This is a genomic window from Curtobacterium sp. VKM Ac-2852 (assembly GCF_013205045.1).
Lineage (GTDB): Bacteria > Actinomycetota > Actinomycetes > Actinomycetales > Microbacteriaceae > Curtobacterium > Curtobacterium flaccumfaciens.
Window position 1 is genome coordinate 302,686 of sequence record NZ_JABMLI010000002.1, and the last position, 22,564, is coordinate 325,249.

A 22,564-nucleotide genomic window follows, 5' to 3' on the forward strand; every position below is an offset into this window, starting at 1 on the left:
TCAGTTGACGATCTCGCCGCGTTCCTCGGGCGGGATCGCGACGAGCCGTTCCCGCCACCCGCGCAACGCCTCCGGGGTGAGCCGTGTCCACCCGGTCTCCTCGCCGACCACGCGGAGCGGGAGGGCACTGCGGTACGACCGGGTCGGGTTGCCGGGGAACTTCTTGTCGGTCACGTTCGGGTCGTCCTCGAAGGGACCGGTCGGCTCGACACGGTACACGCGCGGCTCGCGGTCGCCGGGTACGAGCTCGGCCGCGAGTTCGGCCGCGAGCCCGGCGCCGTCGCGGGTCGCCGTGAAGTACACGTGATTCATCACGACGTCGGGGCGGTAGTTCGAGCGGAAACCGGGGGAGAGGAACTCCCCGGGTCGCAGGGCCGCCACGGTGCCGTGCCAGAACGGACCGGTCTCGTCTGCTGCTGCCATGGCGTCAGCCTACGAACGACTCAGCGCCCGTGTCCGACCAGTGCGCGCCACCGCGGCTGTTCCGAGACGACGACGGCGACGCACAGGACGGTGACGACGGGCGCGCCGCCGTGGATGCGGTCACCGTGTCGTCGCGGCACGGAAGCCACGATCCAGGAAGTCGACCATCCACGCGGCACTCGCATCGACGTCCGTGTCCATCTGGAACCCACCGGACGCCTCGATCGTCGCGAACCCGTGCAGGACGCTGCGGAGCACCCGGAGCGCGTGGATCTCGTCGGCCGGGTCGAGGGGGTAGTCGCGGAGCGCCGCGGCGAAGGACGCCAGGGTGCGGCCGAGAGCGACCGCCAGGGGGTCATCAGCACCGGTCGGCCGGACGCTGACGGCCGCCTGGTACCGCGCCGGGTGCTCCTGGACGCTCCGGCGCACGGTCTGCACCGCCGCCTCGAGCGCACTCCGACCGCTGCGCCCCTGCATGGCGTCGCGGAGCGCGTCACCGAGCTCGTTCGCGCCGAGGATCGCGATCCTGCGGGTGAGGTCGCCGAGCCCGTCGACGTGCTTGTACAGCGACGGTGCCTTCACCCCGAGGCGATCGGCGACGACGCTCATGCTCAGCTGGGCGAGGCCGATCTCGTCGGCCAGCGTCGCCGCGGCCTCGGTGACGGTCGCCGGGTCGAGCCCCGCCCTAGGCAACGGGACCTGCGACGGGCAGCGTGCGGGCGAGGAACGGCAGCAGCAGGGCGAGGAGCGCCGCCGGCGTCTCGGTGTGGGGGTAGTGACCGGCGCCGTCGATCACGGCGAGTTCGCCGAGGCCGTCCGGCAGGTCGGCGAGGATCCGCTCGCCCTCGGCGCGGGGCTCGGCCCAGTCCGGATCGGCACTGCCCTCGACGACCAGCACGGGGCAGCGGACGGCACCCAGCTGCTCGCCGGCGTCGGCGGGTGACGTGCGGGTCATGGCGCGGAGGACCGCCATCCGCTCCGGTTGCCGCAGGGTCGTCTCGATGCGGCTGCGTTCCGTCGCCCAGTCGGCGGGCTTGGTGGGCACCGCGATGTCGAGGTACGCGAGCCAGCCGGGCAGGCTGCCGCTCGTCATGACCCGCGCGAGCTGGACGGTGCCGGCGCGGTGTCGGCGGTTGCGCATCAGTCCGCCCAGGTCGACGGACTGCTTGCGCGTGAACGGCGCCAGTTCGACGATGCCCGCGACCAGGTCCGGGGCGGTCGCCGCGGCGATCGTCGCCGCACCGCCGCTGATGGACTGCCCGACGACCACGGCCGGGCCACCGAGGTGGCGGGCCACGGCGACGAGGTCGCGTGCGATGTCGGCGCGCTCGTAGCCGGCCCACCCGGTGCTCGAGTCGCCGCAGCCGCGGAGGTCGACGTTCGCCACCCGGTAGCCGGCCGCGACGAGCTCCGGCGCGACGAAACGGTAGGCGTGCCGGCTGTCGCCCATGCCGTGGGCGAGGACCACGAGCGGCCCTGTTCCGGAGAGGTCGTAGGCGATCGTGCCGCCCTCGGTGTCCAGGTGTTCGAGCATGTCGTGGCTCCTTCGGCTACGGGTAGTAACTGAAAGGCTAATACCCGTAGCCAGGGTTGGCAAGGGGCATGTGTCACGCCTCCAGGTCGAGCGTCGTCGACAGCTCGGGGAACGCCTGCGCCTGCTCGACGAGCTGCTGTCCCTTCTGCACGATCCCCGCCACGCTGTCCGCGCCGGCGGCGAACCGCAGCGGCGGCTCGGGCATCGCGATCAGCGTCAGCAGCACCTGCGCGAGCTTCGCGGGGTCGCCGGACTGGTTGCCCCGCATGCCGCGGAAGAACTCCTTCGACCCGGCCGAGAGCGGGGCGTATTCGTCGATCGCGACGTCACCCCAGAAGGTCGAGTCGCCCTCGGCCAGCAGGTCGGTGCGGAAGAAGCCGGGCTCGACCACCGTGGTGCGGATGCCGAAGGGCGCGACCTCGTCGTGCAGGGCCTCCATCCAGCCCTCGAGCGCGAACTTCGACGCCGAGTAGGCGCTCCCACCGGCGCCGGCGACGATGCCTGCGGTGGAGCTGATGCTGATGACGTGCCCGGAGCGCTGCCGTCGCATGACCGGGAGCACGGCGCGCGTCACGGCGAGCGCTCCGAAGAAGTTCGTCTCCAGCTGCGCGCGGAACTGCTCGGCCGAGATCTCCTCGAAGTACCCGGCCTGGAAGCTCCCGGCGTTGTTCACCAGGACGTCGACGCCGCCGAACCGGTCGGTCGCGGCGTCGACGGCGGCCCGGACCGATTCCGGGTCGGTCACGTCGAGCTCGACGGCGAGCAGGCGCTCGTGGTCGCCGAGGACGGCGCGGACCCGCTCGGGGTCGCGTCCGGTCGCCACGACCCGGTGCCCGGCGTCGAGGGCGGCCCGGGCGAAGTCGGTGCCCATCCCGCGGCTCGTGCCGGTGATGAGGAAGGTGCTGGTTCCGGTCATGGTGTGTGGTTCCTGTTCGATGGAAGGGACGCGAAGAAGGGGACGGATACCCGTCAGCCGCGCACTCGGACGGTGGCGGCGCCGGACGGCAGGTCGCGCACCGCTGCGACGTCGTCGACTGTGCCGATCGGCACGATCCCCGAGAAGCTGCCGACGTCCGTGTAGTACAGGACGATCGACTGGTCCGGCGCGTAGTAGGCGATGGTGCCTGCCGGCGCATCGCTCGTGCTCGGGGCGCCGGTGGTGTCGAGCGGCGTGGGGAGCCGGGCGATCTGCTCCTGGCCGCCGTAGTCGCCGAACGTCAGCGTCGCCGGCAGCTGGGCGGCCAGCGCGCGCGCCGTCGCGTTGTCCGTCAACCGGCCGGTCAGGGTCTCGCCGTCGAGCTCGATGGTGATGTGCACGGGGTCGGCCTCCGTCGGGGTGGTGATCGTGGGAGCTGCTGAAGGAGACGCAGACGCCGTCGACGTCGCAGCTGACGGCGCAGGCGACTCCGCGCGCTCGACGCCGCTGCACCCGGCGAGCGCCCCCACCACGAGCGCGACGACCGGAGCCGACGCGAGCGGACCCAGCCCGACGAGCGGATCCTCGGCGGTACGGCGTCTGGTGTGGATGTGCATCGGAGCTCCCTGAGTTGGTGGACACCCACCATCGAAGCCCCACCACCACCCGCCCAGTGAGGCTCCGGCGAAACGGGGTCCTGCAGAACCTCCCTGTCCGCCGGACGATGCCCCTACCGTCGGTCCGTGACCACGACGACCTCCGACCTCCCCACGACCGACCGGGCGACCGACGGCCGACTGCCCTGGTTCCCGCTCGCCCTGCTCGCCGCGATCGGGTTCCTCCTCGTCGCCATGGAGACGATGCCGGCCGGGCTGTTGCCCGCGATCGCCGACGGGATGGGCACGAGCGAGGGCACGGTCGGCCTGTTCGTCAGCGCGTACGCGATGGGCACGGTCATCGCCACGGTCCCGGCGATCGCCCTGACCCGCGGGTTCCGCCGCAAGCCGCTCATCGTGGCCGCCATCGCCGTGCTGCTCGTCGCGAACACCCTGACCGCGTTCGCGCCGAACGTCGCGGTCGCGCTGGTCACCCGGTTCGTCGCCGGCGCGATGTCGGGGACGATCTGGGGCATGTTCGCCACCTACGCCCGGCGGATCAGCCCGGCCCGCTCCGCCGGGGTGTCGCTCGCGATCGTCTCGACGGGCGCGCCGGTGGGGTTCGCGCTGGGCACCCCGCTCGGGTCCTTCATCGGCGACGCCCTGGGCTGGCGGTCGTCGTTCATCGGGCTGAGCCTGGTCGGCGTGGTGGTCCTCGCGCTGATCGCGCTGTTCGTGCCGGATGCCCCGGGGCAGACGAGCGCCGCGAAGCTGTCCGTCGTGAGGGTGTTCCGGATCCGCGGCATCGCGGTCATCCTCGCCGTGATCGCGACGTGGATGGTGGCACACAACACGATCTACACGTACATCTCGCCGTACCTGCGGGCGACCGGCACCGAACTGAGCGCCGGGCTGGTGCTGCTGGTCTACGGGATCGCCGCGATCCTCGGCGTCGTCGTGACCGGTGCCCTGCTCGACCGGCATCCCCGACCCCTGCTGCACGGCAGCGTCGGCCTGTTCGTCCTGGCGGGCGTGGTGCTGCTCGTCGGGCACACGTCGCCGGTCGCGGTCCTGGTGGCCGCGGGCCTGTGGGGGATCGGCTTCGGCGGTTCGTCGACGCAGCTGCAGGCCGCCCTGACGACCGCAGGCGGCGAGGACGCCGACGTCGCGAGCGCGTTCCTGCCGGTCGCGTTCAACATCGCGATCTTCGCGGCCGGCCTGTTCGGCGCAGCCCTGCTGACGGCCTTCGACGGGCTGGTACTCGCCGTGGTGATGATCGTGTTCGGGGCGGTCGCGGCGCTCCTCACCGTCATCGGTCGTGGTTCAGCGTTCCCCGCGAAGCTCTGACACGACCGCGACCGCGAAAGCCACCGCGACCGCGACCGCCGGCTGCGATCATGTCCGGGTGCACCACGACGAAGTCCACCCCCGCCCGGACGTCACGACCGTCGAGATCATCGGCGGCCCGGAACCGGTCACCGTGCCCCTGCACCCCGCCGACAGCGGGTGGGCTGCGGTCTTCGCGGACCACCGGCGACGCATCCTGGAGGCCCTCCCCGGCTCAGGCACGGACGCCCCGGTCGTCGAGCACATCGGCTCCACGGCCGTCCCCGGCCTGGCCGCGAAACCGATCGTCGACATCGTGGTCGCCGTCCCGGACGTCACCGCCGAGGCCAGCTACCTCGACCAGCTCCTGGCCGCCGGGTACGAGCTACGCGTCCGGGAGCCGGGTCACCGCCTGGTCCGGACGCCGGCCCGTGACGTCCACATGCACGTCTACGAGCGGGGCGCGGCGGCGGTCGACGACTACCTGCTCCTCCGCGACCACCTGCGCGCCGACGCCGGTGACCGGGCGCTGTACGAACGGACGAAGCGGGAGCTGCTCGACCGGAGTTGGGACGACATGAACGCCTACGCCGACGCGAAGACGGCCGTCATCACCGCGATCAAGGAGCGGGCGCGAAGGAGCCGCGCGTCCTGAGACGCGCGGCTCCGTCGGCCGAGTCTCAGCTCGTCGGGACGACGTCCCAGTGCTCGCGGATCAGGTTGCCGTCGACCCGGAACAGGTCGGCCGCACCGAACGGTGCGTCGGCCTTCGCCCCGACCGGCTTCGAGAACGTCCACACCAGGTCGCCGTCGGCGAGCGAGATGACGGACTCCTGCTTCGGCAGGCTCTGCGCGGCGCTGCCGGCGAAGAACTGCTTGAGCGCGGCTGTGCCGTTCGCCGCGACCGAGTTGTGCTGGAGGTACGCCGGGTCGAACTCCTCGTCCAGCACGGACACGTCGTGGTCGCGGAACAGCCGGTCGTACGCGGTCACGGCGAGCACCCGGTTGTGCTCCTCCTGCTGTTCGGTCAGGTGACGGTCACGCTTCGCGGCCGGGTACAGGTCGCTGAACATGCTGTTCGTGTTGCCGCTGGCCGGGGTCCCCTTCGGCACCGTCTGACGGAGTGCCCACCACTCGCTGATGCGCCCGTCGCGCATGCGGAACAGGTCGACGGCGGCGTCACCCGTGCGTTCATCCGTCGGCTTCGCGGTGATCTGCCAGTGCACCGCCACCAGGTCCGCGTCCCCGGCGACGTGCTTGATCACGGCGTGGGCGCCGGGCACCCGGGAGCGGTCCGCGGTGAACTCGGCGAGCAACGCGGACGGACCCGAGGCGCTCGTCGCACCGTGGGCGACGGCACCGGTCGCGACGGCGGTCCGGGCAGCCGCACGGGCCGTCGCGGACCCGGGGGACCGGAACGCGCACCGGAACAGGTGCCGGACCGTGGCCTCGTTGCGCTGCTCGGCGCGACGGTCGAGCCGTGAGACGGCCGTGCCGCCCGAGGTGGTCCGCGCCGCACGGGTCACCGTGTGGTGCGCGGCGGTCGCGGTGGTGTCGGATGTGGAGGTGTGGAGGGGTGCCGCCACGGCCGGACCGGCCACGAGCGACACGGCGATGGCGACCGGAGCTGCCACCGCACACGCCTTGGCGATGATGGGGAGAAGTGATGTCGTCTGCACGGCAGAACGATGGAACCGGACCCTGGGGGCCGGCGCGCGCCGTGGAGCCGCCTCGCGCTGCGACCGTGACCGGCTTCTCAGTCGCGGTGCGCGCCTCCAGGGTGGCCTGTGCACGCGCTGCCAGGGTGACCCGCTCCCGCTGGTGATCGACGAGCCGGACCTGTGCGACGGCTCACGCGCACTGTCAGCCGATCCCTACGCTCCGGGCTCGTCGATGGCCAGACGGAGCTCGGCGAGTACGGGCAGCGCGGCGCGCAGCGCGTCGACCCCGTCCGGGCCCAGGCGTTCGAGCGCGCCGACCAGGACGTGCTCGGCCGAGGCGTCGTAGACCCGGAGACGCTCGGACGCGAGCTCGGTCAGGGCGATCTCGGTGCTGCGGCCGTCGCCGGTGGCGAGCCGCCGGTGGACGAGCCCGCCGCGTTCCATCGCGGTCACGAGGTTGCTGACCGTGGAGCGGGCGAGGCCGAGGGACCGGCCGAGCGCCGTCGGCGTGAGCCATCCGGCCTCGTCGAGTCGTCGCAGGACCTCGATCTGGGCATCGGGCAGCTCCGGCAGCGCACCGTCACGGCGTGATGCGTTCAGCAGGGTGCGGCGGAACGGGCCGACCTGGTCGCTGAGCCGCCGGGCGATGTCCCGGAGTCCTGCGGTGTCGTGCTCGCTGCCCATGTCCTCAGCTTAGGTCCTCGAAAAAGGTTTGCAACAAAACTATGTTTGGCGCAGGATGAGTGCATGACGATCACCACCTCAGTCGCACAGCCCGTCCCGTCGCAGGACCTCTCCGGCATCGTCGGACACCGGTTCATCTACACGTACGCCAATGGCTGGCAGTACGAGATGTACGTCAAGAACGCCACCACCATCGACTACCGCATCCACTCCGGCATGGTCGGCGGGCGCTGGGTCAAGGACCAGCAGGTCGACCTCGTTGTGCTCACCGCCGGCGTCTACAAAGTGTCGTGGAACGAGCCGACCGGCACGAGCGTCGTCGTGACCGTGGTGCCGGGGGAGCGCGTGCTGCACGGCACGATCTTCTTCCCGCACTGGGTCGAGGAGGACGGCAGCAAGACCGTGCTGTTCCAGAACGACCACCTGGACCGGATGCGCGAGTACCGCGACGCCGGCCCCACCTACCCGATCTACGTCGTCCCCGAGTTCGCCCACATCACCCTGTTCGAGTTCGTCGGCCAGGACGACGAGACCGTCGTCGACACTGCGCCCGCCGACCTGCCGGCCGGGTTCGCCGACCGGAGCAACTGAGCATGACCGCGGAACGTCCGCTGGAGCGTGCCCTGACGAGCATCCGGCTCGAGCACCGGGGCGGGGCGCTCCGGGGGTGGGAGTACCGCCCGGCGTCGGCGCCCGCGGCGCGGTGCTGTTCGTGCACGGGTTCGGTGACTCGTCGATCGGCCCGCGCCAGCTCTTCGTGCAGGCCGCGACCGTCCTGACCGACACCGGTCTGACGGTCCGCTCCTACGACCGTCTCGGGCACGGCACGAGCGACGGACGGTTCGCGGACATCTCGATCGGCGACGAGGTCGAGCAGGTCGTCACGATGATCCGGGCGTTCTCGGCCGACCAGGGGGCACCGATCGACGTCGTCGCCCACAGCCTGGGCGCCGTCGAGTCGGCGATGGCGGCGGCCCGGGTCCCCGACCTGGTGCGGAGCCTGACCCTGTGGTCACCGGCCGGGGTCGTGGTCGACGACATCGCCGTGCACGACGCCATCCAGGGGCAGCCGCTCGCACCCGTCCGTGACCGCGGCTGGTTCGACTTCGGTGGGACCGCCCTCGGGCGCGGGTTCGTCGACGAGGTCCGGGACGGACTCGACGTCTACGCACAGGCCCGCGGGTACGACGGGCCGGTCGACGTGCTGCACGGCACCGCCGACGAGATCGTCCCGGTCGAGTACGGCCGGCGCTACGGCGAACTGCTCAGCGGGGCGACGTTCACCGCGGTCGAGGGTGCGGACCACGTCTGGTCGTCGGTCCCGTGGCGCGAGCAGCTCGTCGACCGCCTGCTCGACCGCGTCAGGGAGCGGTCCGGGCGATGAGGTCCTGCACCCGCGCGCGCACGTCGTCGCGGATCGGCCGGACGGCGTCGAGGTCGAGCCCCGCGGGGTCGGTCAGCTCCCAGTCCTCGTAGCGCTTGCCCGGGAACACCGGGCAGGCGTCCCCGCACCCCATCGTGATGACGACGTCGGCAGCGCGGACGGCATCGGTGCTGAGCAGGGCCGGCTGCTCGCTCCGGATGTCGATGCCCTCCTCGAGCATCGCCGCGACGACCACGGGGTTGAGCCGGTCGGCCGGTTCGGAGCCTGCGCTCCGGACGTCGACGCGGCCACCGGCCAGGTGCTGCAGGAAGCCGGCGGCCATCTGGGAACGACCGGCGTTGTGGACGCAGACGAACAGGACGGTGGGCATGCGTGGTACTCCGATCAGAGGACGACGGCGCCGAGCAGGCCGGCTCCGAGGACGACGGCCCACGGGGGAGCGGACCAGCGGGTGAGGGCGGTGAAGGCGGCCACGGCGAGCGCCAGTGCGGGTGCCGAGCGGACCCCCTCGGTGATGACCGGGTCCCAGAGCGCCGCGGCGAGGAGCCCGACGACCCCCGCGTTCACGCCGGCCAGCACGCGGCGGGCCCACGGCAGGGCGCGGAGCACGTGCCAGAAGGGCAGCGCGCCGACGACCAGGAGTGCCGCCGGCAGGAAGATCGCGACGAGTGCCACCGTGGCGCCGACGAGCCCGCTCGGACTGCCGTGGGCGACGGCGCCGAGGCACGCGGCGAAGGTGAACAGCGGCCCGGGCACGGCCTGTGCGGCGCCGTACCCGGCCAGGAAGTCCGCGTGGTCGACCAGGTGGGTGGCCACGGTCTGCGACTCGAGCAACGGCAGGACGACGTGGCCCCCGCCGAAGACGAGCGAGCCCGCCTGCGCGAAGACCCCGAACAGGCGCACGGCCCCGGTGCCGCTCGCGGCGACGGGTGCCGCGACGAGCAGGGCGGCGAACGCGACGAGCGCCGACACGGCGACCCAGCGGGGGAGCCGCACGGCGAGCTCGGTGCCTGCGACCTCCTCGACCGGTCCGACCACCCGGCCGAGCCACAGCACGCCGACCACGCCGCAGGCCGCCATGACCGCGACCTGCGGCCCCGGTCCGGGGACGAGCAGCACCACGATCGCGGCGGCGGCCGCGATGGTCGCCCGACGGCGGTCCGGTGTGAGCGAGCGCGCCATGCCGAGCACCGCCTGCGCCACCACCGCGGCGGCGGCCGCCTGCAGCCCGAGCAGCCACCCGGCGCCGGCCAGGTCGGGCGTTCCGGAAACGAGCAGGGCGAACGCGACGAGCAGCACCGCGGACGGCAGGGTGAACCCGCACCACGCGGCGAGGAGTCCGAGCAGTCCGGCGCGCTGCAGCCCGAGTGCCATCCCGACCTGGCTCGACGCCGGTCCGGGCAGGAACTGGCACAGTGCGACGAGGTCGGCGTAGGCGTCGTCCCGCAGCCAGCGGCGACGCACCACGAAGGCCTCGCGGAAGTACCCGAGGTGTGCGACCGGCCCGCCGAACGAGGTCAGCCCGAGCCGCAGGAACACCAGGAACACCGATCCCGCGGACGACCGCAGGGGCTCGGGGCTCGTCGTCACCCGCTCATCTTGACGACGGCAGATGGTTCAGTCAACATTGAACCGATGAACACCCGGCGGCAGGACCTCGAGCAGCGTGCGGCGCAGCACGCGGCCCTCGGCGACGTCGCCCGCCTGGCGATCGTCGACCTGCTCGCCGCGTCCGACGCCAGCCCGAGCGAGGTGCGGGCCGCCCTCGGGATCTCCGGGCCGCTCCTGGCGCACCACCTGCGCGTCCTCGAGCAGGCCGGTCTGGTCACGCGACGCCGCTCCGACGGCGACGGTCGCCGCAGCTACCTGCACCTCGAACCGAGCGGTGTCCCGCACGGTTCGGCAGCGGTGCCGGGCCCGGTGTCCCGCGTGCTGTTCGTCTGCACCGGCAACTCCGCGCGCTCCCCGCTGGCCGCGGGTGTCTGGGCGCAGGTCAGCGAGATCGGCTCGTTGTCCGGCGGGACGCGTCCCGCAGCCGCCATCGCCCCCGGGGCGGTCGCCGTCGGGGAACGCCACGGCCTGGACCTCGGCCGCCACGTCCCGCGCGCCTTCCGCGACCTCGTCGCCGACGGTGACCTGGTCGTGACGGTCTGCGACCGCGCGCACGAGTCGATCGACGACGGCGACAGCCTGCACTGGTCGCTGCCGAACCCGTCGCGCGTCGGCACGCCGGACGCGTACGAGGCCACCTTTGCGGACCTCCGGTCACGGGCCACCGCGCTCGCTGCGCGCCTCGCCGCCTGACGCGGCCCCACGAACGGAACGTCCCGATGAGATCCCCCCTCCTCATCGGGGCGTTCTCCTTGCTCGACCGCCTGCGGACTGGAGGCACGGGGCGGGCCCGCACCGAGCCTCCCGTCCGTCGCGTGGTGCGCCCAGGGCGGCGCGCGCGTTCCTGGGAACGCCGGATGTGAGGTCCGTTTACGTTTTCGGCCAACGGGGCAGGCAGGGGCCCCGAGGGCGAAGGCGGCCGCATGACCTGGGTCAGGGACACCATCATCGAACACCCCGAGATCGCCGTGTTCCTGGCGCTCGGGGTCGGGTTCTTCGTGGGGCGCTTCAGCTACCGCGGCATCGGTCTCGGGGCCGTGACGGGCACCCTGCTCGCCGGCGTCGTCATCGGCGCCGTGCTCGGGGACGACCTGCAGGTCGACCCGATCGTCAAGCAGATCTTCTTCCTGATCTTCCTGTTCTCGCTCGGCTACAAGCTCGGCCCGCAGTTCGTCGCGGGGCTGAAGGGCTCCGGGCTGCCGCAGGCGGTGTTCGCCGTCGTGCTGGCCGTGGTCGGGTTCGGCACGACGATCGTCATCAGCAGCATCCTCGGCTACAACCCGGGTCTGGCCGCCGGTCTGGCGGGCGGCGGGCTGACGCAGTCGTCGATCATCGGCGTCGCGCAGGACTCCATCGCCGGACTCCCGGTGAGCGACGCGACGGCGAAGGCATGGAGCGACCTGGTGCCGGTGGCGTACGCCGTGACCTACATCTTCGGCACCGTCGGTGCGGCGCTCTACATCTCCCTGCTCGCCCCGCGGTTCCTCGGCATCCGCGACCTGCCCGCCGCCGCCCACGACCTGGAGCAGCGCCTCGGGGTGCACGACGACAACCCCGACGTGACGTCCGCGTACCAGCAGGTCGTCCGTCGCGCGTACCGGCTGACGTCGGCCTTCACGCCGCAGACCGTCGGCGAGTTCGAGCAGGCCTCGGACGCCCGCATCGGTTCCCGGGTCTTCATCGCACGGGTGCGGCACGGGGACACCATCGTGGAGCCGCACCTGGACCAGACGCTCGCCCCCGGCGACGTGGTGGTCGTCGCCGGCCACCACGCGGCGATCATCGAGGACGACCTGGCCGCGTTCGCCGTTGAGATCGACGACCCGGCGCTGCTCGACGTGCCGATCGAGGAACTGTCCGTCGTCGTGACCAACAAGGCGGTCGTCGGTCGGACCGTCGAGGAACTCCGGCAGACCGAACGGGCCCGGCAGATCTTCCTGAAGGGCATCAGCCGGGGTGGGCACGCGATCCCGTTCGGCCCCGACACCGCGCTCCACGCCGGTGACGAGCTGCGGGTCCAGGGGCCGCTGCCGTTGCTGGAGCAGGGGATCCGGTACGTCGGGTTCCCCGAGCGGACCGATCCGAAGACCGACATGGTCACCGTCGCCCTGGGCATCACCGTCGGCGCCGTCATCGGTGTGCCGTCGATCACGGTGGGCGCCGTGCCGCTGTCCCTCACCACCAGCGTCGGTGCGCTCATCGTCGGACTGATCCTGGGCTGGCGACGCTCGAAGAGCCCCACCTTCGGGCACGTCCCGCCCGGCGCGCAGTGGTTCTTCGAGACCGTCGGGCTCACGCTCTTCGTGGCCGTCGTCGGCATCAACGCCGGGCCGGGCTTCATCGACGGGCTCGCGCAGTACGGCGTCCAGCTGCTCGTCGCCGGGGTGGTCGTCACCCTGGTGCCCCTGGTCGTCATGACCTTCGTCGGCCGGTTCTTCTTCCGGAAGACCGACCCCGTCTTGGTCCTCGGCATGCTCACGGGTGCCCAGACCACCACCGCGGCGGTCGGGTCCCTGCAGGAGACGGCGAAGAGCAGTGTGCCGCTGCTCGGCTTCACCGTCCCCTACGCCATCGGCAACATCGTCCTCAGCATCGGCGGCGCCGTCGTCGTCGCGATCACCGCACACTGACCCCGCACAAGGAGCACCACATGCCCGTCGCCAGCGTCTCCCGCGAGCAGATCGCGCGCCTGCAGCACCTGTCCCCGTTCGAACTCAAGGCCGAGCTCCAGCGCATCGCCGGCGAGCACGAAGCACGCACCGCGTTCCAGATGCTCAACGCCGGCCGCGGCAACCCGAACTTCATCGCGCCCACCCCCCGCGAGGCGTTCTTCGCACTCGGCCAGTTCGCGCTCACGGTCTCGCGCGAGAACCGGGAGTGGGACCCCGAACTCGTCGGTGTGCCGCAGAAGGACGGCATCGCCGAACGCTTCGGCTCGTGGCTGACCGAGCACGACGGCGAACCCGGGGTCGACCTGTTGCGCCGGGTGCTCCGGCACGGGGTGGACGACCTCGGCTTCGCACCCGACTCCTTCGTCTGGGAACTCGCAGACTCCGTGATCGGCGACCACTACCCGGAGCCGGACCGGATGCTGCACCACGCCGAGCAGATCGTGCACGAGTACCTCGTCCAGGAGATGTGCGCCGGGGAACCGCCGGCGCAGCCGTACGACCTGTTCGCCGTCGAGGGCGGCACCGCGGCGATGTGCTACGTGTTCGACTCACTGCTCGAGAACCGGCTGATGCACCGCGGCGACCGGATCGCCCTGATGACGCCCATCTTCACCCCGTACCTCGAGATCCCCGCGCTGGCCGACTACGACCTCGAGCAGGTGCACCTGCACGCCAGCACCGTGGACCAGGACGGTGTGCACACCTGGCAGTACCCGCCGGAGGAGATCGACCGGCTGCGCGACCCGTCCATCAAGGCCCTGTTCGTCGTCAACCCGACGAACCCGCCCTCGGTCCGCATTGCCCAGGAGACGCTCGACGCGATCGCCGACGTCGTCGCCACCGACAACCCCGAGCTGACGATCATCACCGACGACGTCTACGGCACCTTCATCGACGGCTTCCGCTCCCTGATGGCCGAGGTCCCGCGGAACACGATCGGCGTCTACTCGTTCTCGAAGTACTTCGGCGCGACCGGCTGGCGGCTCGGCGTCGTGGCCGTCAACCGGGACAACGTGTTCGACGAGCGGCTCGCCGCACTGCCCGAAGCGGACCAGGCCGCCCTCGACGCCCGGTACGGCACCCTCTCCCTGCACCCGCGCGACATCCGGTTCGTCGACCGGCTCGTCGCCGACAGCCGCTCGGTGGCGCTCAACCACACCGCCGGGCTGTCCCTCCCGCAGCAGTGCCAGATGCTGCTCTTCGCGGCGTACGCCGTGCTCGACGACACCGACCACTACAAGCACCAGGCGCAGGGGCTGATCCGGCACCGCCTGGAGCTGCTGCTCGACGGCATGCAGGTCACCCTGCCCGAAGACGTCAACCGGGTCGGCTACTACGTGGAGCTCGACGTGCTGGCCTACGCCGAACGGCTGCGAGGGCCGGGGATCGGCGCGTTCCTCCGCGAGCACTACGAACCGACCGACATCCTGTTCCGGCTCGCCGACCAGACCGGCATCATCCTGCTGAACGGGGGCGGGTTCGACGGCCCCGAGTGGTCGGTCCGGGTGTCGCTGGCGAACCTGCGCGACGAGGACTACACGCAGATCGGCCGGAGCCTGCGGGCGATCGGCAAGCAGTACTTCGACGAGTGGCGCGACGAGCAGGGCGCCGACGCCGACGCCGAGGCCGACCCCGGCCGGGCGGCCCGGCCGTGACGGCGCGGGTCCGCAGCCGGGCGGCACTGCTCGGCGTCGCCGCGCTCCTCGTGCCGGCGGCCCTGGTCACGCCGGCGGCCATGTTCGCGACCGCGCCGGCAACGGCGGCCGACGTCCCACCCGTCAACCCCGTCACCGTGCCGGTGGACGGGCACCCGGCGAACCAGGGGTTCCTGGTCTTCGTCGAGGGTGACGTCGAGCTCGCCGCCGACGAGGCCGAGGGCACGCTCGCCGCCGGCGGTGACCTGGCCTTCGAGACCAGCTACAACATCGGCGCGGGCAACCCGCCCGCGAACGCCCTGACGCTGCCGGGGGAGAGCCGTCCCACGTTCCTGTACGTCGACGGCGGCATCCGGTTCCCGTCGGAGCAGTCGGCCGTGCTCCGCGTGCTGAACGGCGGGTACGCCCACGTCGGCGACACGGCGACCTACGACGCCTTCGACACCGACCAGAACGGCGCGACGATCGACTACCGGCTCGCTCCGGAGGGCACCACCGCCGAGACGTTCCCCCGCATCGAGGGGACCACCCGGCAGCCGGCGAGCTCCGTCCCGACGACGGCCGACCCGTCGGTGTTGGACTTCGCGTCGTCCTTCGCCCGCTACCGGTCCCTGTCCGCCGACCTCGGGACGTGCCCGGTGACGACCGTGCTGCACGATGCCGCTGGCGCGCCCCTGCCGACGCCGATCGCGCCGGGGACGGCCGCGTACGCCGATGTCCAGCCCGGCGTCACGAACGTGCTGACGGTGGCCGCCGCCGACCTCGACGCCCTCGACCTGCTGACCTTCGACGGTCTGCCCGGCCCCGGATCGCCGCTCGTCGTGAACGTCACCGGGACGACCTTCGACGGTTCCGTCCCGAACCTCGCGAACCTGACGAACGCGCACGCGCCGTTCGTGCTCTGGAACTTCCCGGACGCGACGACCGTGCACGTCACCGGCGCCGACGTCCTCGAGGGCACGATCTACGCTCCCCGGGCCGACCTGCGGTGGGATGTGACCCAGAACGTCGAGGGCAACGTCGTCGCGGCGTCGTTCACGCACGGGGTCGCGACCGCCGCCGGGCCGGTGCCACGTGAGATCCACGGGTTCCCGTTCTCGACGACGGTGTCGTGCCTGTCGACCGACGCGGTCGAGGGGGACCTCACCCTGGTCAAGCAGGTCGTCGGTGGCGACGCGGATCCGGGTGACTGGACCCTGACCGCGAGCGGACCGACCACGGTCTCCGGCACGTCGGGCAGCGACGCGGTGACGGGTCGACCGGTGCCGCCGGGGGACTACACGCTGACCGAGTCGGGCGGCCCCGACGGCTACGAGGCGGGGGACTGGACCTGCACCGGCGCGCCCCTGACGGACGGGGTGGTCACCGTCGCGGACGGCGACGACGTGGTCTGCACCATCGTGAACACGGCGCTGCCGGACGACGGCAACGGCGGTGGCGACGGCGGTGGCGACGGCGGTGGCAACGGCGACGGCGACGGTGGTGGTGGTGGTGGCGGGTCCGACGTCCCGACCCCCGTCCCGGGCGGGACCGGCACGGGCAACCAGAGCGGCGACGGCGGATCCGGCACGGGCGGTGGCGTCGACGCGGCGCCGGTCGTCGGCGTGGAGCCCGGCGGCGGGACCGGGAGCCTGGCCGCCACCGGAGCCGATCCGCTGCCCCTCGTGCTGTTCGCGCTCGGGCTGATCGTCACCGGCGGCACGACGGCCCTCGTGCGTCACCGCGCCCGGTCCGTCACTCAGCAGGAACGGGATCCGGCAACCAGCCGGAGGACCTGATCGGTGTGCCGTTCCGCCGTCGCGAGCCGGGCGTGCTCGACGGCGGCGGCGGTGTGCGGTCGCAGCAGCGTCCGGTCCGAGGCCAGCTCGATGATCGTCGTGGCGAGCCCGAACGCGGTCTCGTCGTCGGTCAGGACGGCGGCGGAGCCGAACTCGCTCGCCAGGCGGATGTCGGACACGATGACGGGACGGTGGTCCCGGAACGCCTCGAGCGCGGCCATCGGCTGGCCGTCGTGCTCGAGCGAGCAGACCACCGCCGCGTGCCCGCACAGCAGCAGGTCGTGGACAGCCTGCGACGACAGGCGGCCGTGGACGCGGACCGACACCGGCGTGCGGGTCGGGGGGACGGTCCCGCCGGCGACATCGACCCGCACCGCGTGTGCACCGAGTCGGATCTCCACCAGCCGGATCGCGTTGAGGAGGACGTCGAGACGCTTGTCCGGGGTGAACCGCGACGCCCAGACGAGCCGGAGCGGGCCGAGTTCCGGTGCCGGCGGCGGTTCGACCGTCCGGCGACCGAGGGCGTTGGGCACGACGTGGACCGGGCCGACGCCGGCCTCGCGCAGCGCACGTGCCTGTCGTGTCGTCGGGGTGACGACGACGTCGGCCGCCCCGCAGACGGCCACGGCCATGTTGCGGCGCGCGTCGTCCATGGGGTGCCCGGTGAAGCGGTGCCGTGTGGGCCGGATGCCGGTCACCACACGGTGCGCGTGCCGTGCGAGGGGCGCCATCGCCGCCGCGGTCCGGCCCCGGACCGGCGCCGAACCGTGCACGGTGTGGATCGTCGGCAGCTCGAGGGAGCGCGCCGTGGTCAGCGCCGCCGCGGCGAGGCCGAAGTCCGAGTGGGTGACGACGAGGTCGATCCGTTCCTCGAGCATCAGCGTACCGAGGCACCGGCGGACACGGACCGAGTTGCGGACCACCGGCAGGTCGCTCTCCGGGGGGCTGATCGACGGTTCGACCTCGAACAGGCGGACGCCGTGCCTTCGCAGCTCCGCGGTCTCGCTCGACCGCGGAGTCGCCACCCAGACGACGTGACCGGACTCGGCGAAGGCCTTCGCCTGCTCGACCAGCGCGGCGCGCTCACCCCGCATCGCCGACAGGGGGAAGTCGCTCACGAGCAGGACGGTCGCCTTCGCCGCCGCCACGTCAGCGGCCGGTCTCGAGCACGGTGGTCTGGCGGGGGCTGTGCATGCGGTCTCTCACGGTTCGGGAGCGGGACGGGGTGCTGGGAACCGTAGGCGTTCAGAAGACGATCGTCTAGTGAAACGACGTGCTGCTGAGCGGGCCTTCACGACTCGTCGAGTGGACGTTCAGTCCGGGCGAAGGCGGCGGACGGACGAGACTGTCCGGTTCCGGCGGATTCCGTACACGTCTGAGCCGTGGTCGTCATACAGTCTCGGGAAGCTACCCCGCCGGACCCTACCGGCGGGTGCCCGACCCCCGTTCCCGGGCTGGCCTCGTCATGACCACCGCGTCGAACCCGACGGCGTCGTAGCGCGAGGACGTCTGCTCCTGACCCGAACTCGTGGCAGACGTCCTCGCACCATCCCGCTATCGTCGAGGAACCGCCGGTCCCCGATCTCGGGGCGAGCAGCGGCCAGGGGACCACGGGGGACACCATGCAGCACCAGCGCGGCATCACCGCATTCACGACGCTCACCGCGACGATCGCCCTGGCGGTGACGCTCAGCGGGTGCACGGCATCGTCGTCGGCGTCACGGACCGTCACACCGGACGCCTTCGAACGCGTCGTCGTCGACGCGTTGGCCGACGTCTCGGATGCGACGCCCGAGGTCGACTGTGGTGCGGACGACATCGCGATCGAGGACGGCGCCGAGGTGCACTGCGACGTGAACACGGCGGGCTACGACGTGGTCTACGACTCGGTGTCGACGATCAGCACCGACGGCGGCGACGACTACCACGTGGACGTGGAAGTGGCCGACCAGCCCAAGGACTGATCGGCCACGACACGGTGTCCGACGACTAGCGGTCGGACGCCTCGACGACACAGCTCTCGACCTGCTGGGCGGCCTTCGAGTCGTCGGCGAACGGCGTCGGCGCGTCCGAGGTGGTGGTGGTCTCGTCGGCGACCGCCTGCTTGGCGACGTCGTTCACGGCGTACAGCGGGCCGTCGAAGTCGTCGGCCGTGGGGTCGGCGGTGGTCGCCCAGATGGTGACCTCGTCGTCGTTCGAGTCGTTGCTGTCCGCGGGGACGATCGCGGCACCGAGGTACCAGCCGCCGTCACCCTTCTGGATGTTCGCGAACTCGGTGGTGTCGTGCGACCCGACCGCCTTGTCGATCATGTCGACGGCGGCGCTGGCGGCCACGTCGCACTGGGCCGACTGGGACTTCTCCTCGGAGCCGGGGACCTTGCCGACGGGGTTGATGTTCTGGGCTCCGCCGGGGTCGCAGGCGGTGAGCAGGAGGGCTACGGTGGCGGCGCCGAACAGCGCCGTGACGGTCTTCGCTCGCGTGGACATGGCCCTGAACGTAGGCCGGCCCCGGTGGGCGGCGATTCAGCCAGGAGCGTCCCCCGACGACGGACGGGAGGCCCGGCGCACGTCGTGCCCCGGGCCTCCGGTCCGTCACCTGGTCCCGTTGCCGGACCGGCGTCCCGTCACAGGATCGGGGTGCCGCCGGTGACGGCGACCCGCGCGCCGGAGACGTAGCTGCCGTCGTCACTGGCGAGCAGCACGTAGACGGGTGCGAGCTCGGCCGGCTGGCCGGGACGGCCGAGCGGCGACTGCTTGCCGAACTGCTCGACCTGCTCCGGCGGCATCGTCGACGGGATCAGCGGCGTCCAGATCGGACCGGGTGCGACGCTGTTCACGCGGATGCCGCGATCGCCGAGCAGCTGCGCGAGCGCGGCGGACAGGTTCGCGACGCCGGCCTTGGTGACGTCGTAGGGCGCCAGGTTCGGCTTCGGGTTGTCGGAGTTCACCGAGCTCGAGCCGATGATCGACGATCCCGGGCCGAGGTGCGGCAGGGCCGCCTTGACGAGGTGGAAGTAGGCGCTGAGGTTCGTCGCGAGGGTGTGGTCCCACTCCTCGTCGCTGATCTCCTCGATCGTCTCGTGGGTCATCTGGTAAGCGGCGTTGTTCACGAGGACGTCGAGCCCGCCGAGCTCCGAGACCGCCTGGTCGATGACCGATCGGCAGTACGCGGGGTCGCTCACGTCGCCCGGGAACAGCACGGCCTTCCGACCGGCTTCCTCGATCCAGCGCTTCGTGTCCTGGGCGTCGTCCTCTTCTTCCGGCAGGTAGCTGATCAGGACGTCGGCACCCTCGCGCGCGAACGCGATCGCGACGGCCTTCCCGATGCCGCTGTCCCCGCCGGTGATGACGGCACGCTTGCCGGTGAGCTTGCCGGAGCCGCGGTACGACTCCTCGCCGTGGTCGGCCTTCGGCGTGAGTTCCTGGTCGCTCCCCGGGGGCTGCTGCTGCTCGGTCATGTCTCTCCCTGTGGTCGGTTTCCCTGGACGTCCCCGATGCTGGGCGGGCGCCACTGAACGCCCGTCCAGGGTCACGGCGTACCCCGTTCCGCGCTCGAAGATGTGTACCCGGCACGACGGCGGCCTACCGTGGCAGCGGATCAGGGAACCGTCACCGCGACGGATGCTCCTCTTCACCAGGGAGCAACGTTGAAGTACGTGAACTACGCGGGTACCGTCCGAGTCCTGACGAGCGACACGATCGCCGATGCGGTGATCCGGTACGCCGCAGCACTGCACCAGAGTCGGCTGAGCGACGTCGTGTCGATCCCGACGGCCGACGACTTCGGGGTGGCGAGCACGATCGAGGTGCTCCTGGCCCCGGCGATCCCGGTCGCCCTCGAGCCGGCTCCGGACGACGACCTCGAACCCGAGGGCGAGGCGTTCCTGCTCGAGCTCGGCCGGCGCACCGAGGCCGTGCTCGCCGTCGACACCAACGCGTCGCCGCCGGACTTCGGGCGCTGAGCGGGCGCCCCTACGCCACCGGCCCGTCGGTCAGGTCCGACCGGGTGTCCGCGTGGATCACCTCGTCGTGCTCGAAGGTCAGCGCGGCTGCCCGCAGCCGTTGCACGAAACCCGTGTCCTCGCGCTCGAGCTCGTCCTCTTCGGCATCCTCGACGACGAGCTGGCTCGACGGACCGATCAGCACCTTGGTCGTCGTCATGGTGCCGTCGGCGGCCACAGCGGGGATCGCGACGGTGTCCGCCCGGTTGCCGCCTGCCAGGGCTGCGGCGTACTCGATCACGGCGTCGGCCACGTCGTCGCTCGTCAGGATCGTCGAGCGGTCGTACTGGATCTGCTTCATGTCCGGGCCTCCATGTGCACAGCCAACAGGCCGTCGGCTGGCCGTCGTACAGGAACACGGCGCGTCGCTCGTTGCGCCGACGCCGACTTGTCGTCAGGATCATCACGTGCCCGAGACCATGCACCGCCTGCTGCGGGAGATCCAGACCGCCGAGCCGTCGGTCGCGGCCGAGGCGATGGCCCGGACGCACATCACCCACGGGCTGTCGGTCGAACCGACGGACGCCGAGTTCGTGTTCGAGGAGCGCGTGCGCGGCACGGCACTGCTGTCGCTCGAGTCGACCCGCTGCACCGGAGTGCTGAGCGGCACGATCGAGCCGGGCGACGCGATGATGATCTTCTGGATGAAGTCCGGGGTCGCCCAGCTCGACGAGAACACCGTGAAGATCGGCCGCCCGACGCTCTTCCGTCAGGGCCCCCAGCGCTTCCGCTGGATCGCCTGCAACAAGGACGTCCTGCGCATCGACCGTTCGATCGTCGAGCAGGTCGCCGCCGAGCGCGGGGACTGGGCCCCCGGTCCCATCGAGTTCCGTCCGCGGCACGTCCCCGAGGGTGCCCCGCTCGCTGCCTGGTGGCTCATGGTGCGGTCCGTCGCACAAGAGGTGCTGGCCGGACCGGACGCCGTACCGATCGAACGCGAGCGGGAGCTCGCCCGGTTCGCCGCCGGTGGTCTGCTCACCGCGATCCCGCACTGGCCGGTCGGGCAGCACGAGCCGGCGATGGCCTCCACCGCCCGCTTCGCCCGTGCCGAGACCTTCCTGCTCGAGCACGCCACCGAGCCGATCACCGTCGACGACGTCGCCGAGGCCGCCGGCCTCAGCGTGCGCGGCGTACAGGCGGCGTTCCAGCGGCACCACGGCATCACCCCGACCATGTACCTGCGACGCATCCGGCTGCTGCTCGCCCGCGAACAGCTCGAGTCGGGCGACGGGCGGAGCATCGCCGAGATCGCCCGGGCCACCGGGTTCGCCCACCTCGGCCGGTTCGCGGGGAGCTACCGCGAGGAGTTCGGCGAGCTGCCCCGGCAGACGGCGTCCACCGCGCGCGACGGCGCCCGCGCGTAGACGAGCTGCCGCGCGGGCCCGCAAGAATCCCGCAACCGCCCGTCGTCCGGCCGATCGCCGACGATCGTCGTCCTACGTTTGCGCTGCACGGACACGCAGCCACGACGACTGGAGACCCCATGGCCGGCTCAGCAGCACCACCCGTCCCGACTGCGGTCGTCCCGCCGACGACCGATCCGTCGACGTTCGGCCGCCGGCTCGTCGAGGACGCCTCCTACGCCCGTGAGCACTTCGTCTTCACCGCACTGCTCGGATCCCCGCTGCTGCCGCGGATCGTCCGTCGGCTGCTGCTCCGTGCCGCCGGCGCACACGCCGAGTCCGGTGTGGGCACCGGGTTCTCGCTGACGGGCGACCCGAAGCACCTCACGATCGGCCGGGGCGTCTTCTGCAACCGGAACGTGACCGTCGAGGCCGTCGCTCCCGTGACGATCGGCGCGAACACCGCGATCGGGATGCAGGTGCTCATCATGACGAGCCACCACGAGATCGACGCCGAGGGCCGGTGGAGCGACGTCGCGACCGGCCGCCCGGTGGTCGTCGAGGAGCACGTCTGGATCGGCGGCCGCGCCACGATCCTGCCCGGCGCCCACATCGAGCACGACGTCGTGGTCGCCGCCGGCGCCGTGGTCGTCGGCCGCCTGGCGGCGCACGGCGTCTACGCCGGCGTCCCCGCCAAGCGGATCCGTGAGCTCGCCCCGTCCGCGCGACCACCGGTGGTGGACCCCACCGCCTGACGGCCTGGAGGCCCGTGGCGGCGCCGCCACGTGCCTCCCGTCCGGCGTTGGTGCTGCTTCGAAGACGCCGGCGTGCTGCTGCGACGCCGCCCCGCCGTCGAGACGCCGCCGAATGTGGAGGCGTCTCGACGACCTGGCGGCGCCGGACGAAGACGACGGCGTCTCCTTCCGCGGGGACGCGCACTCTGCCAGCATGATCACGACGCGGGCGACGGCGCCCGCGCA

At 72.0% G+C, this 22,564-nt stretch carries 25 protein-coding genes; 12 read left to right on the forward strand and 13 right to left on the reverse strand.

Going from position 1 to position 22,564, the window contains the following annotated elements; all coding sequences use genetic code 11:
- From arr to HQQ79_RS07855, 5 genes are all read right to left on the reverse strand, one after another.
- On the reverse strand, nucleotides 1-423 hold the full coding sequence (gene arr, locus HQQ79_RS07835; protein ID WP_173033498.1) for an NAD(+)--rifampin ADP-ribosyltransferase: 423 nt from the start codon (nucleotides 421-423) through the stop codon (nucleotides 1-3).
- A gap of 120 nt (nucleotides 424-543) precedes the next feature.
- Nucleotides 544-1,116 (reverse strand): TetR/AcrR family transcriptional regulator, encoded by a 573-nt coding sequence (locus HQQ79_RS07840; protein ID WP_027465387.1) that lies wholly within the window; start codon nucleotides 1,114-1,116, stop codon nucleotides 544-546.
- Nucleotides 1,109-1,957: an alpha/beta fold hydrolase gene (locus tag HQQ79_RS07845; RefSeq protein WP_173033500.1), complete on the reverse strand. Its 849-nt coding sequence runs from the start codon at nucleotides 1,955-1,957 to the stop codon at nucleotides 1,109-1,111. Before HQQ79_RS07845 ends, HQQ79_RS07840 begins: the two co-directional genes overlap by 8 nt.
- Nucleotides 1,958-2,030: 73 nt before the next feature.
- A complete protein-coding gene (locus HQQ79_RS07850) occupies nucleotides 2,031-2,873 on the reverse strand; it encodes an SDR family oxidoreductase (protein WP_173033502.1) in 843 nt (280 codons plus the stop codon).
- 53 nt (nucleotides 2,874-2,926) lie between these two features.
- A complete protein-coding gene (locus HQQ79_RS07855) occupies nucleotides 2,927-3,490 on the reverse strand; it encodes a cyclophilin-like fold protein (RefSeq protein WP_173033504.1) in 564 nt (187 codons plus the stop codon).
- A 126-nt stretch (nucleotides 3,491-3,616) separates the two neighbouring features.
- On the opposite strand from HQQ79_RS07855, the gene HQQ79_RS07860 reads away from it, so the two are divergent.
- Nucleotides 3,617-4,816 carry an MFS transporter gene (locus HQQ79_RS07860; RefSeq protein ID WP_367948075.1) on the forward strand — a complete coding sequence of 400 codons (1,200 nt, stop codon included), beginning with the start codon at nucleotides 3,617-3,619 and terminating at the stop codon, nucleotides 4,814-4,816.
- 58 nt (nucleotides 4,817-4,874) lie between these two features.
- The gene (locus tag HQQ79_RS07865; RefSeq protein WP_173033506.1) at nucleotides 4,875-5,450 is read left to right on the forward strand and encodes a GrpB family protein; all 576 of its coding nucleotides are present in this window, start codon (nucleotides 4,875-4,877) and stop codon (nucleotides 5,448-5,450) included.
- Nucleotides 5,451-5,475: 25 nt separating this feature from the next.
- Here HQQ79_RS07865 and HQQ79_RS07870 read toward each other — a convergent pair whose 3' ends face one another.
- Together HQQ79_RS07870 and HQQ79_RS07875 are read right to left on the reverse strand one after the other, a co-directional pair.
- Nucleotides 5,476-6,429 carry a nuclear transport factor 2 family protein gene (locus HQQ79_RS07870; RefSeq protein ID WP_173033508.1) on the reverse strand — a complete coding sequence of 318 codons (954 nt, stop codon included), beginning with the start codon at nucleotides 6,427-6,429 and terminating at the stop codon, nucleotides 5,476-5,478.
- A 240-nt stretch (nucleotides 6,430-6,669) separates the two neighbouring features.
- Nucleotides 6,670-7,140 carry a MarR family winged helix-turn-helix transcriptional regulator gene (locus HQQ79_RS07875; protein WP_017885670.1) on the reverse strand — a complete coding sequence of 157 codons (471 nt, stop codon included), beginning with the start codon at nucleotides 7,138-7,140 and terminating at the stop codon, nucleotides 6,670-6,672.
- Between the two features lie 63 nt (nucleotides 7,141-7,203).
- Here HQQ79_RS07875 and HQQ79_RS07880 point away from each other — a divergent pair, with 63 nt between their 5' ends.
- Together HQQ79_RS07880 and HQQ79_RS07885 are read left to right on the forward strand one after the other, a co-directional pair.
- A complete protein-coding gene (locus HQQ79_RS07880) occupies nucleotides 7,204-7,731 on the forward strand; it encodes a phenolic acid decarboxylase (RefSeq protein ID WP_017885669.1) in 528 nt (175 codons plus the stop codon).
- 76 nt (nucleotides 7,732-7,807) lie between these two features.
- The gene (locus tag HQQ79_RS07885; protein ID WP_367948076.1) at nucleotides 7,808-8,524 is read left to right on the forward strand and encodes an alpha/beta hydrolase; all 717 of its coding nucleotides are present in this window, start codon (nucleotides 7,808-7,810) and stop codon (nucleotides 8,522-8,524) included.
- Here the strand turns inward: HQQ79_RS07885 and HQQ79_RS07890 are convergent.
- Nucleotides 8,502-8,894 carry an arsenate reductase ArsC gene (locus HQQ79_RS07890; RefSeq protein WP_173033510.1) on the reverse strand — a complete coding sequence of 131 codons (393 nt, stop codon included), beginning with the start codon at nucleotides 8,892-8,894 and terminating at the stop codon, nucleotides 8,502-8,504. The genes HQQ79_RS07885 and HQQ79_RS07890 overlap by 23 nt on opposite strands.
- A 14-nt stretch (nucleotides 8,895-8,908) precedes the next feature.
- Nucleotides 8,909-10,114, reverse strand: a complete 1,206-nt coding sequence (gene chrA / locus HQQ79_RS07895; protein WP_173033512.1) for a chromate efflux transporter — start codon at nucleotides 10,112-10,114, stop codon at nucleotides 8,909-8,911.
- A gap of 45 nt (nucleotides 10,115-10,159) precedes the next feature.
- Between chrA and HQQ79_RS07900 the strand changes: the two genes are divergently transcribed.
- The 4 genes from HQQ79_RS07900 (at nucleotide 10,160) to HQQ79_RS07915 (ending at nucleotide 16,240) form a co-directional block, all read left to right on the forward strand.
- Nucleotides 10,160-10,828: an ArsR family transcriptional regulator gene (locus HQQ79_RS07900; protein WP_173033514.1), complete on the forward strand. Its 669-nt coding sequence runs from the start codon at nucleotides 10,160-10,162 to the stop codon at nucleotides 10,826-10,828.
- Nucleotides 10,829-11,058: 230 nt separating this feature from the next.
- Entirely contained in the window at nucleotides 11,059-12,765 is a 1,707-nt protein-coding gene (locus HQQ79_RS07905) for an aspartate:alanine exchanger family transporter (RefSeq protein ID WP_173033516.1), read from the forward strand.
- 20 nt (nucleotides 12,766-12,785) lie between these two features.
- The gene (gene aspD, locus HQQ79_RS07910) at nucleotides 12,786-14,462 is read left to right on the forward strand and encodes an aspartate 4-decarboxylase (protein WP_173033518.1); all 1,677 of its coding nucleotides are present in this window, start codon (nucleotides 12,786-12,788) and stop codon (nucleotides 14,460-14,462) included.
- Nucleotides 14,459-16,240, forward strand: a complete 1,782-nt coding sequence (locus HQQ79_RS07915; protein ID WP_173033520.1) for a collagen-binding domain-containing protein — start codon at nucleotides 14,459-14,461, stop codon at nucleotides 16,238-16,240. The genes aspD and HQQ79_RS07915 overlap by 4 nt, the downstream gene beginning before the upstream one ends.
- On the opposite strand, the gene HQQ79_RS07920 is transcribed toward HQQ79_RS07915, so the two are convergent.
- Nucleotides 16,201-17,358, reverse strand: coding sequence for a glycosyltransferase family 4 protein (locus tag HQQ79_RS07920; RefSeq protein ID WP_173033522.1), 1,158 nt, complete (start codon nucleotides 17,356-17,358; stop codon nucleotides 16,201-16,203). The two genes, HQQ79_RS07915 and HQQ79_RS07920, sit on opposite strands and share 40 nt — an antisense overlap.
- 504 nt (nucleotides 17,359-17,862) lie before the next feature.
- Between HQQ79_RS07920 and HQQ79_RS07925 the strand changes: the two genes are divergently transcribed.
- Nucleotides 17,863-18,204 (forward strand): hypothetical protein, encoded by a 342-nt coding sequence (locus HQQ79_RS07925; RefSeq protein ID WP_173033524.1) that lies wholly within the window; start codon nucleotides 17,863-17,865, stop codon nucleotides 18,202-18,204.
- A 25-nt stretch (nucleotides 18,205-18,229) separates the two neighbouring features.
- On the opposite strand, the gene HQQ79_RS07930 is transcribed toward HQQ79_RS07925, so the two are convergent.
- Both HQQ79_RS07930 and HQQ79_RS07935 read right to left on the reverse strand, forming a co-directional pair.
- Nucleotides 18,230-18,727, reverse strand: coding sequence for a hypothetical protein (locus HQQ79_RS07930; RefSeq protein ID WP_027465412.1), 498 nt, complete (start codon nucleotides 18,725-18,727; stop codon nucleotides 18,230-18,232).
- 137 nt (nucleotides 18,728-18,864) lie between these two features.
- On the reverse strand, nucleotides 18,865-19,698 hold the full coding sequence (locus HQQ79_RS07935) for an SDR family oxidoreductase (RefSeq protein WP_111057716.1): 834 nt from the start codon (nucleotides 19,696-19,698) through the stop codon (nucleotides 18,865-18,867).
- Between the two features lie 189 nt (nucleotides 19,699-19,887).
- On the opposite strand from HQQ79_RS07935, the gene HQQ79_RS07940 reads away from it, so the two are divergent.
- Nucleotides 19,888-20,202, forward strand: a complete 315-nt coding sequence (locus HQQ79_RS07940) for a hypothetical protein (protein ID WP_071244494.1) — start codon at nucleotides 19,888-19,890, stop codon at nucleotides 20,200-20,202.
- A gap of 10 nt (nucleotides 20,203-20,212) precedes the next feature.
- Here HQQ79_RS07940 and HQQ79_RS07945 read toward each other — a convergent pair whose 3' ends face one another.
- Nucleotides 20,213-20,542 (reverse strand): hypothetical protein, encoded by a 330-nt coding sequence (locus HQQ79_RS07945; RefSeq protein WP_173033526.1) that lies wholly within the window; start codon nucleotides 20,540-20,542, stop codon nucleotides 20,213-20,215.
- A gap of 106 nt (nucleotides 20,543-20,648) precedes the next feature.
- Between HQQ79_RS07945 and HQQ79_RS19150 the strand changes: the two genes are divergently transcribed.
- Nucleotides 20,649-21,605 carry an AraC family transcriptional regulator gene (locus HQQ79_RS19150; RefSeq protein ID WP_173033528.1) on the forward strand — a complete coding sequence of 319 codons (957 nt, stop codon included), beginning with the start codon at nucleotides 20,649-20,651 and terminating at the stop codon, nucleotides 21,603-21,605.
- A 119-nt stretch (nucleotides 21,606-21,724) separates the two neighbouring features.
- The gene (locus HQQ79_RS07955; protein ID WP_173033530.1) at nucleotides 21,725-22,339 is read left to right on the forward strand and encodes a DapH/DapD/GlmU-related protein; all 615 of its coding nucleotides are present in this window, start codon (nucleotides 21,725-21,727) and stop codon (nucleotides 22,337-22,339) included.
- The last annotated feature ends 225 nt before the right edge of the window (nucleotides 22,340-22,564 follow it).

Excerpts from the sequence above, each read along its gene's own strand:
- HQQ79_RS07905 (WP_173033516.1), top strand. The coding sequence starts at position 11,059 with ATGACCTGGGTCAGGGACACCATCATCGAACACCCCGAGATCGCCGTG.
- HQQ79_RS07925 (WP_173033524.1), top strand. The coding sequence starts at position 17,863 with ATGCAGCACCAGCGCGGCATCACCGCATTCACGACGCTCACCGCGACG.
- HQQ79_RS07890 (WP_173033510.1), bottom strand. The coding sequence starts at position 8,894 with ATGCCCACCGTCCTGTTCGTCTGCGTCCACAACGCCGGTCGTTCCCAG.
- aspD (WP_173033518.1), top strand. The coding sequence starts at position 12,786 with ATGCCCGTCGCCAGCGTCTCCCGCGAGCAGATCGCGCGCCTGCAGCAC.
- HQQ79_RS07945 (WP_173033526.1), bottom strand. The coding sequence starts at position 20,542 with ATGAAGCAGATCCAGTACGACCGCTCGACGATCCTGACGAGCGACGAC.
- HQQ79_RS07935 (WP_111057716.1), bottom strand. The coding sequence starts at position 19,698 with ATGACCGAGCAGCAGCAGCCCCCGGGGAGCGACCAGGAACTCACGCCG.
- HQQ79_RS07875 (WP_017885670.1), bottom strand. The coding sequence starts at position 7,140 with ATGGGCAGCGAGCACGACACCGCAGGACTCCGGGACATCGCCCGGCGG.
- arr (WP_173033498.1), bottom strand. The coding sequence starts at position 423 with ATGGCAGCAGCAGACGAGACCGGTCCGTTCTGGCACGGCACCGTGGCG.
- HQQ79_RS07900 (WP_173033514.1), top strand. The coding sequence starts at position 10,160 with ATGAACACCCGGCGGCAGGACCTCGAGCAGCGTGCGGCGCAGCACGCG.
- HQQ79_RS07880 (WP_017885669.1), top strand. The coding sequence starts at position 7,204 with ATGACGATCACCACCTCAGTCGCACAGCCCGTCCCGTCGCAGGACCTC.
- HQQ79_RS07930 (WP_027465412.1), bottom strand. The coding sequence starts at position 18,727 with ATGTCCACGCGAGCGAAGACCGTCACGGCGCTGTTCGGCGCCGCCACC.
- HQQ79_RS07850 (WP_173033502.1), bottom strand. The coding sequence starts at position 2,873 with ATGACCGGAACCAGCACCTTCCTCATCACCGGCACGAGCCGCGGGATG.
- HQQ79_RS07955 (WP_173033530.1), top strand. The coding sequence starts at position 21,725 with ATGGCCGGCTCAGCAGCACCACCCGTCCCGACTGCGGTCGTCCCGCCG.
- HQQ79_RS07845 (WP_173033500.1), bottom strand. The coding sequence starts at position 1,957 with ATGCTCGAACACCTGGACACCGAGGGCGGCACGATCGCCTACGACCTC.
- HQQ79_RS07855 (WP_173033504.1), bottom strand. The coding sequence starts at position 3,490 with ATGCACATCCACACCAGACGCCGTACCGCCGAGGATCCGCTCGTCGGG.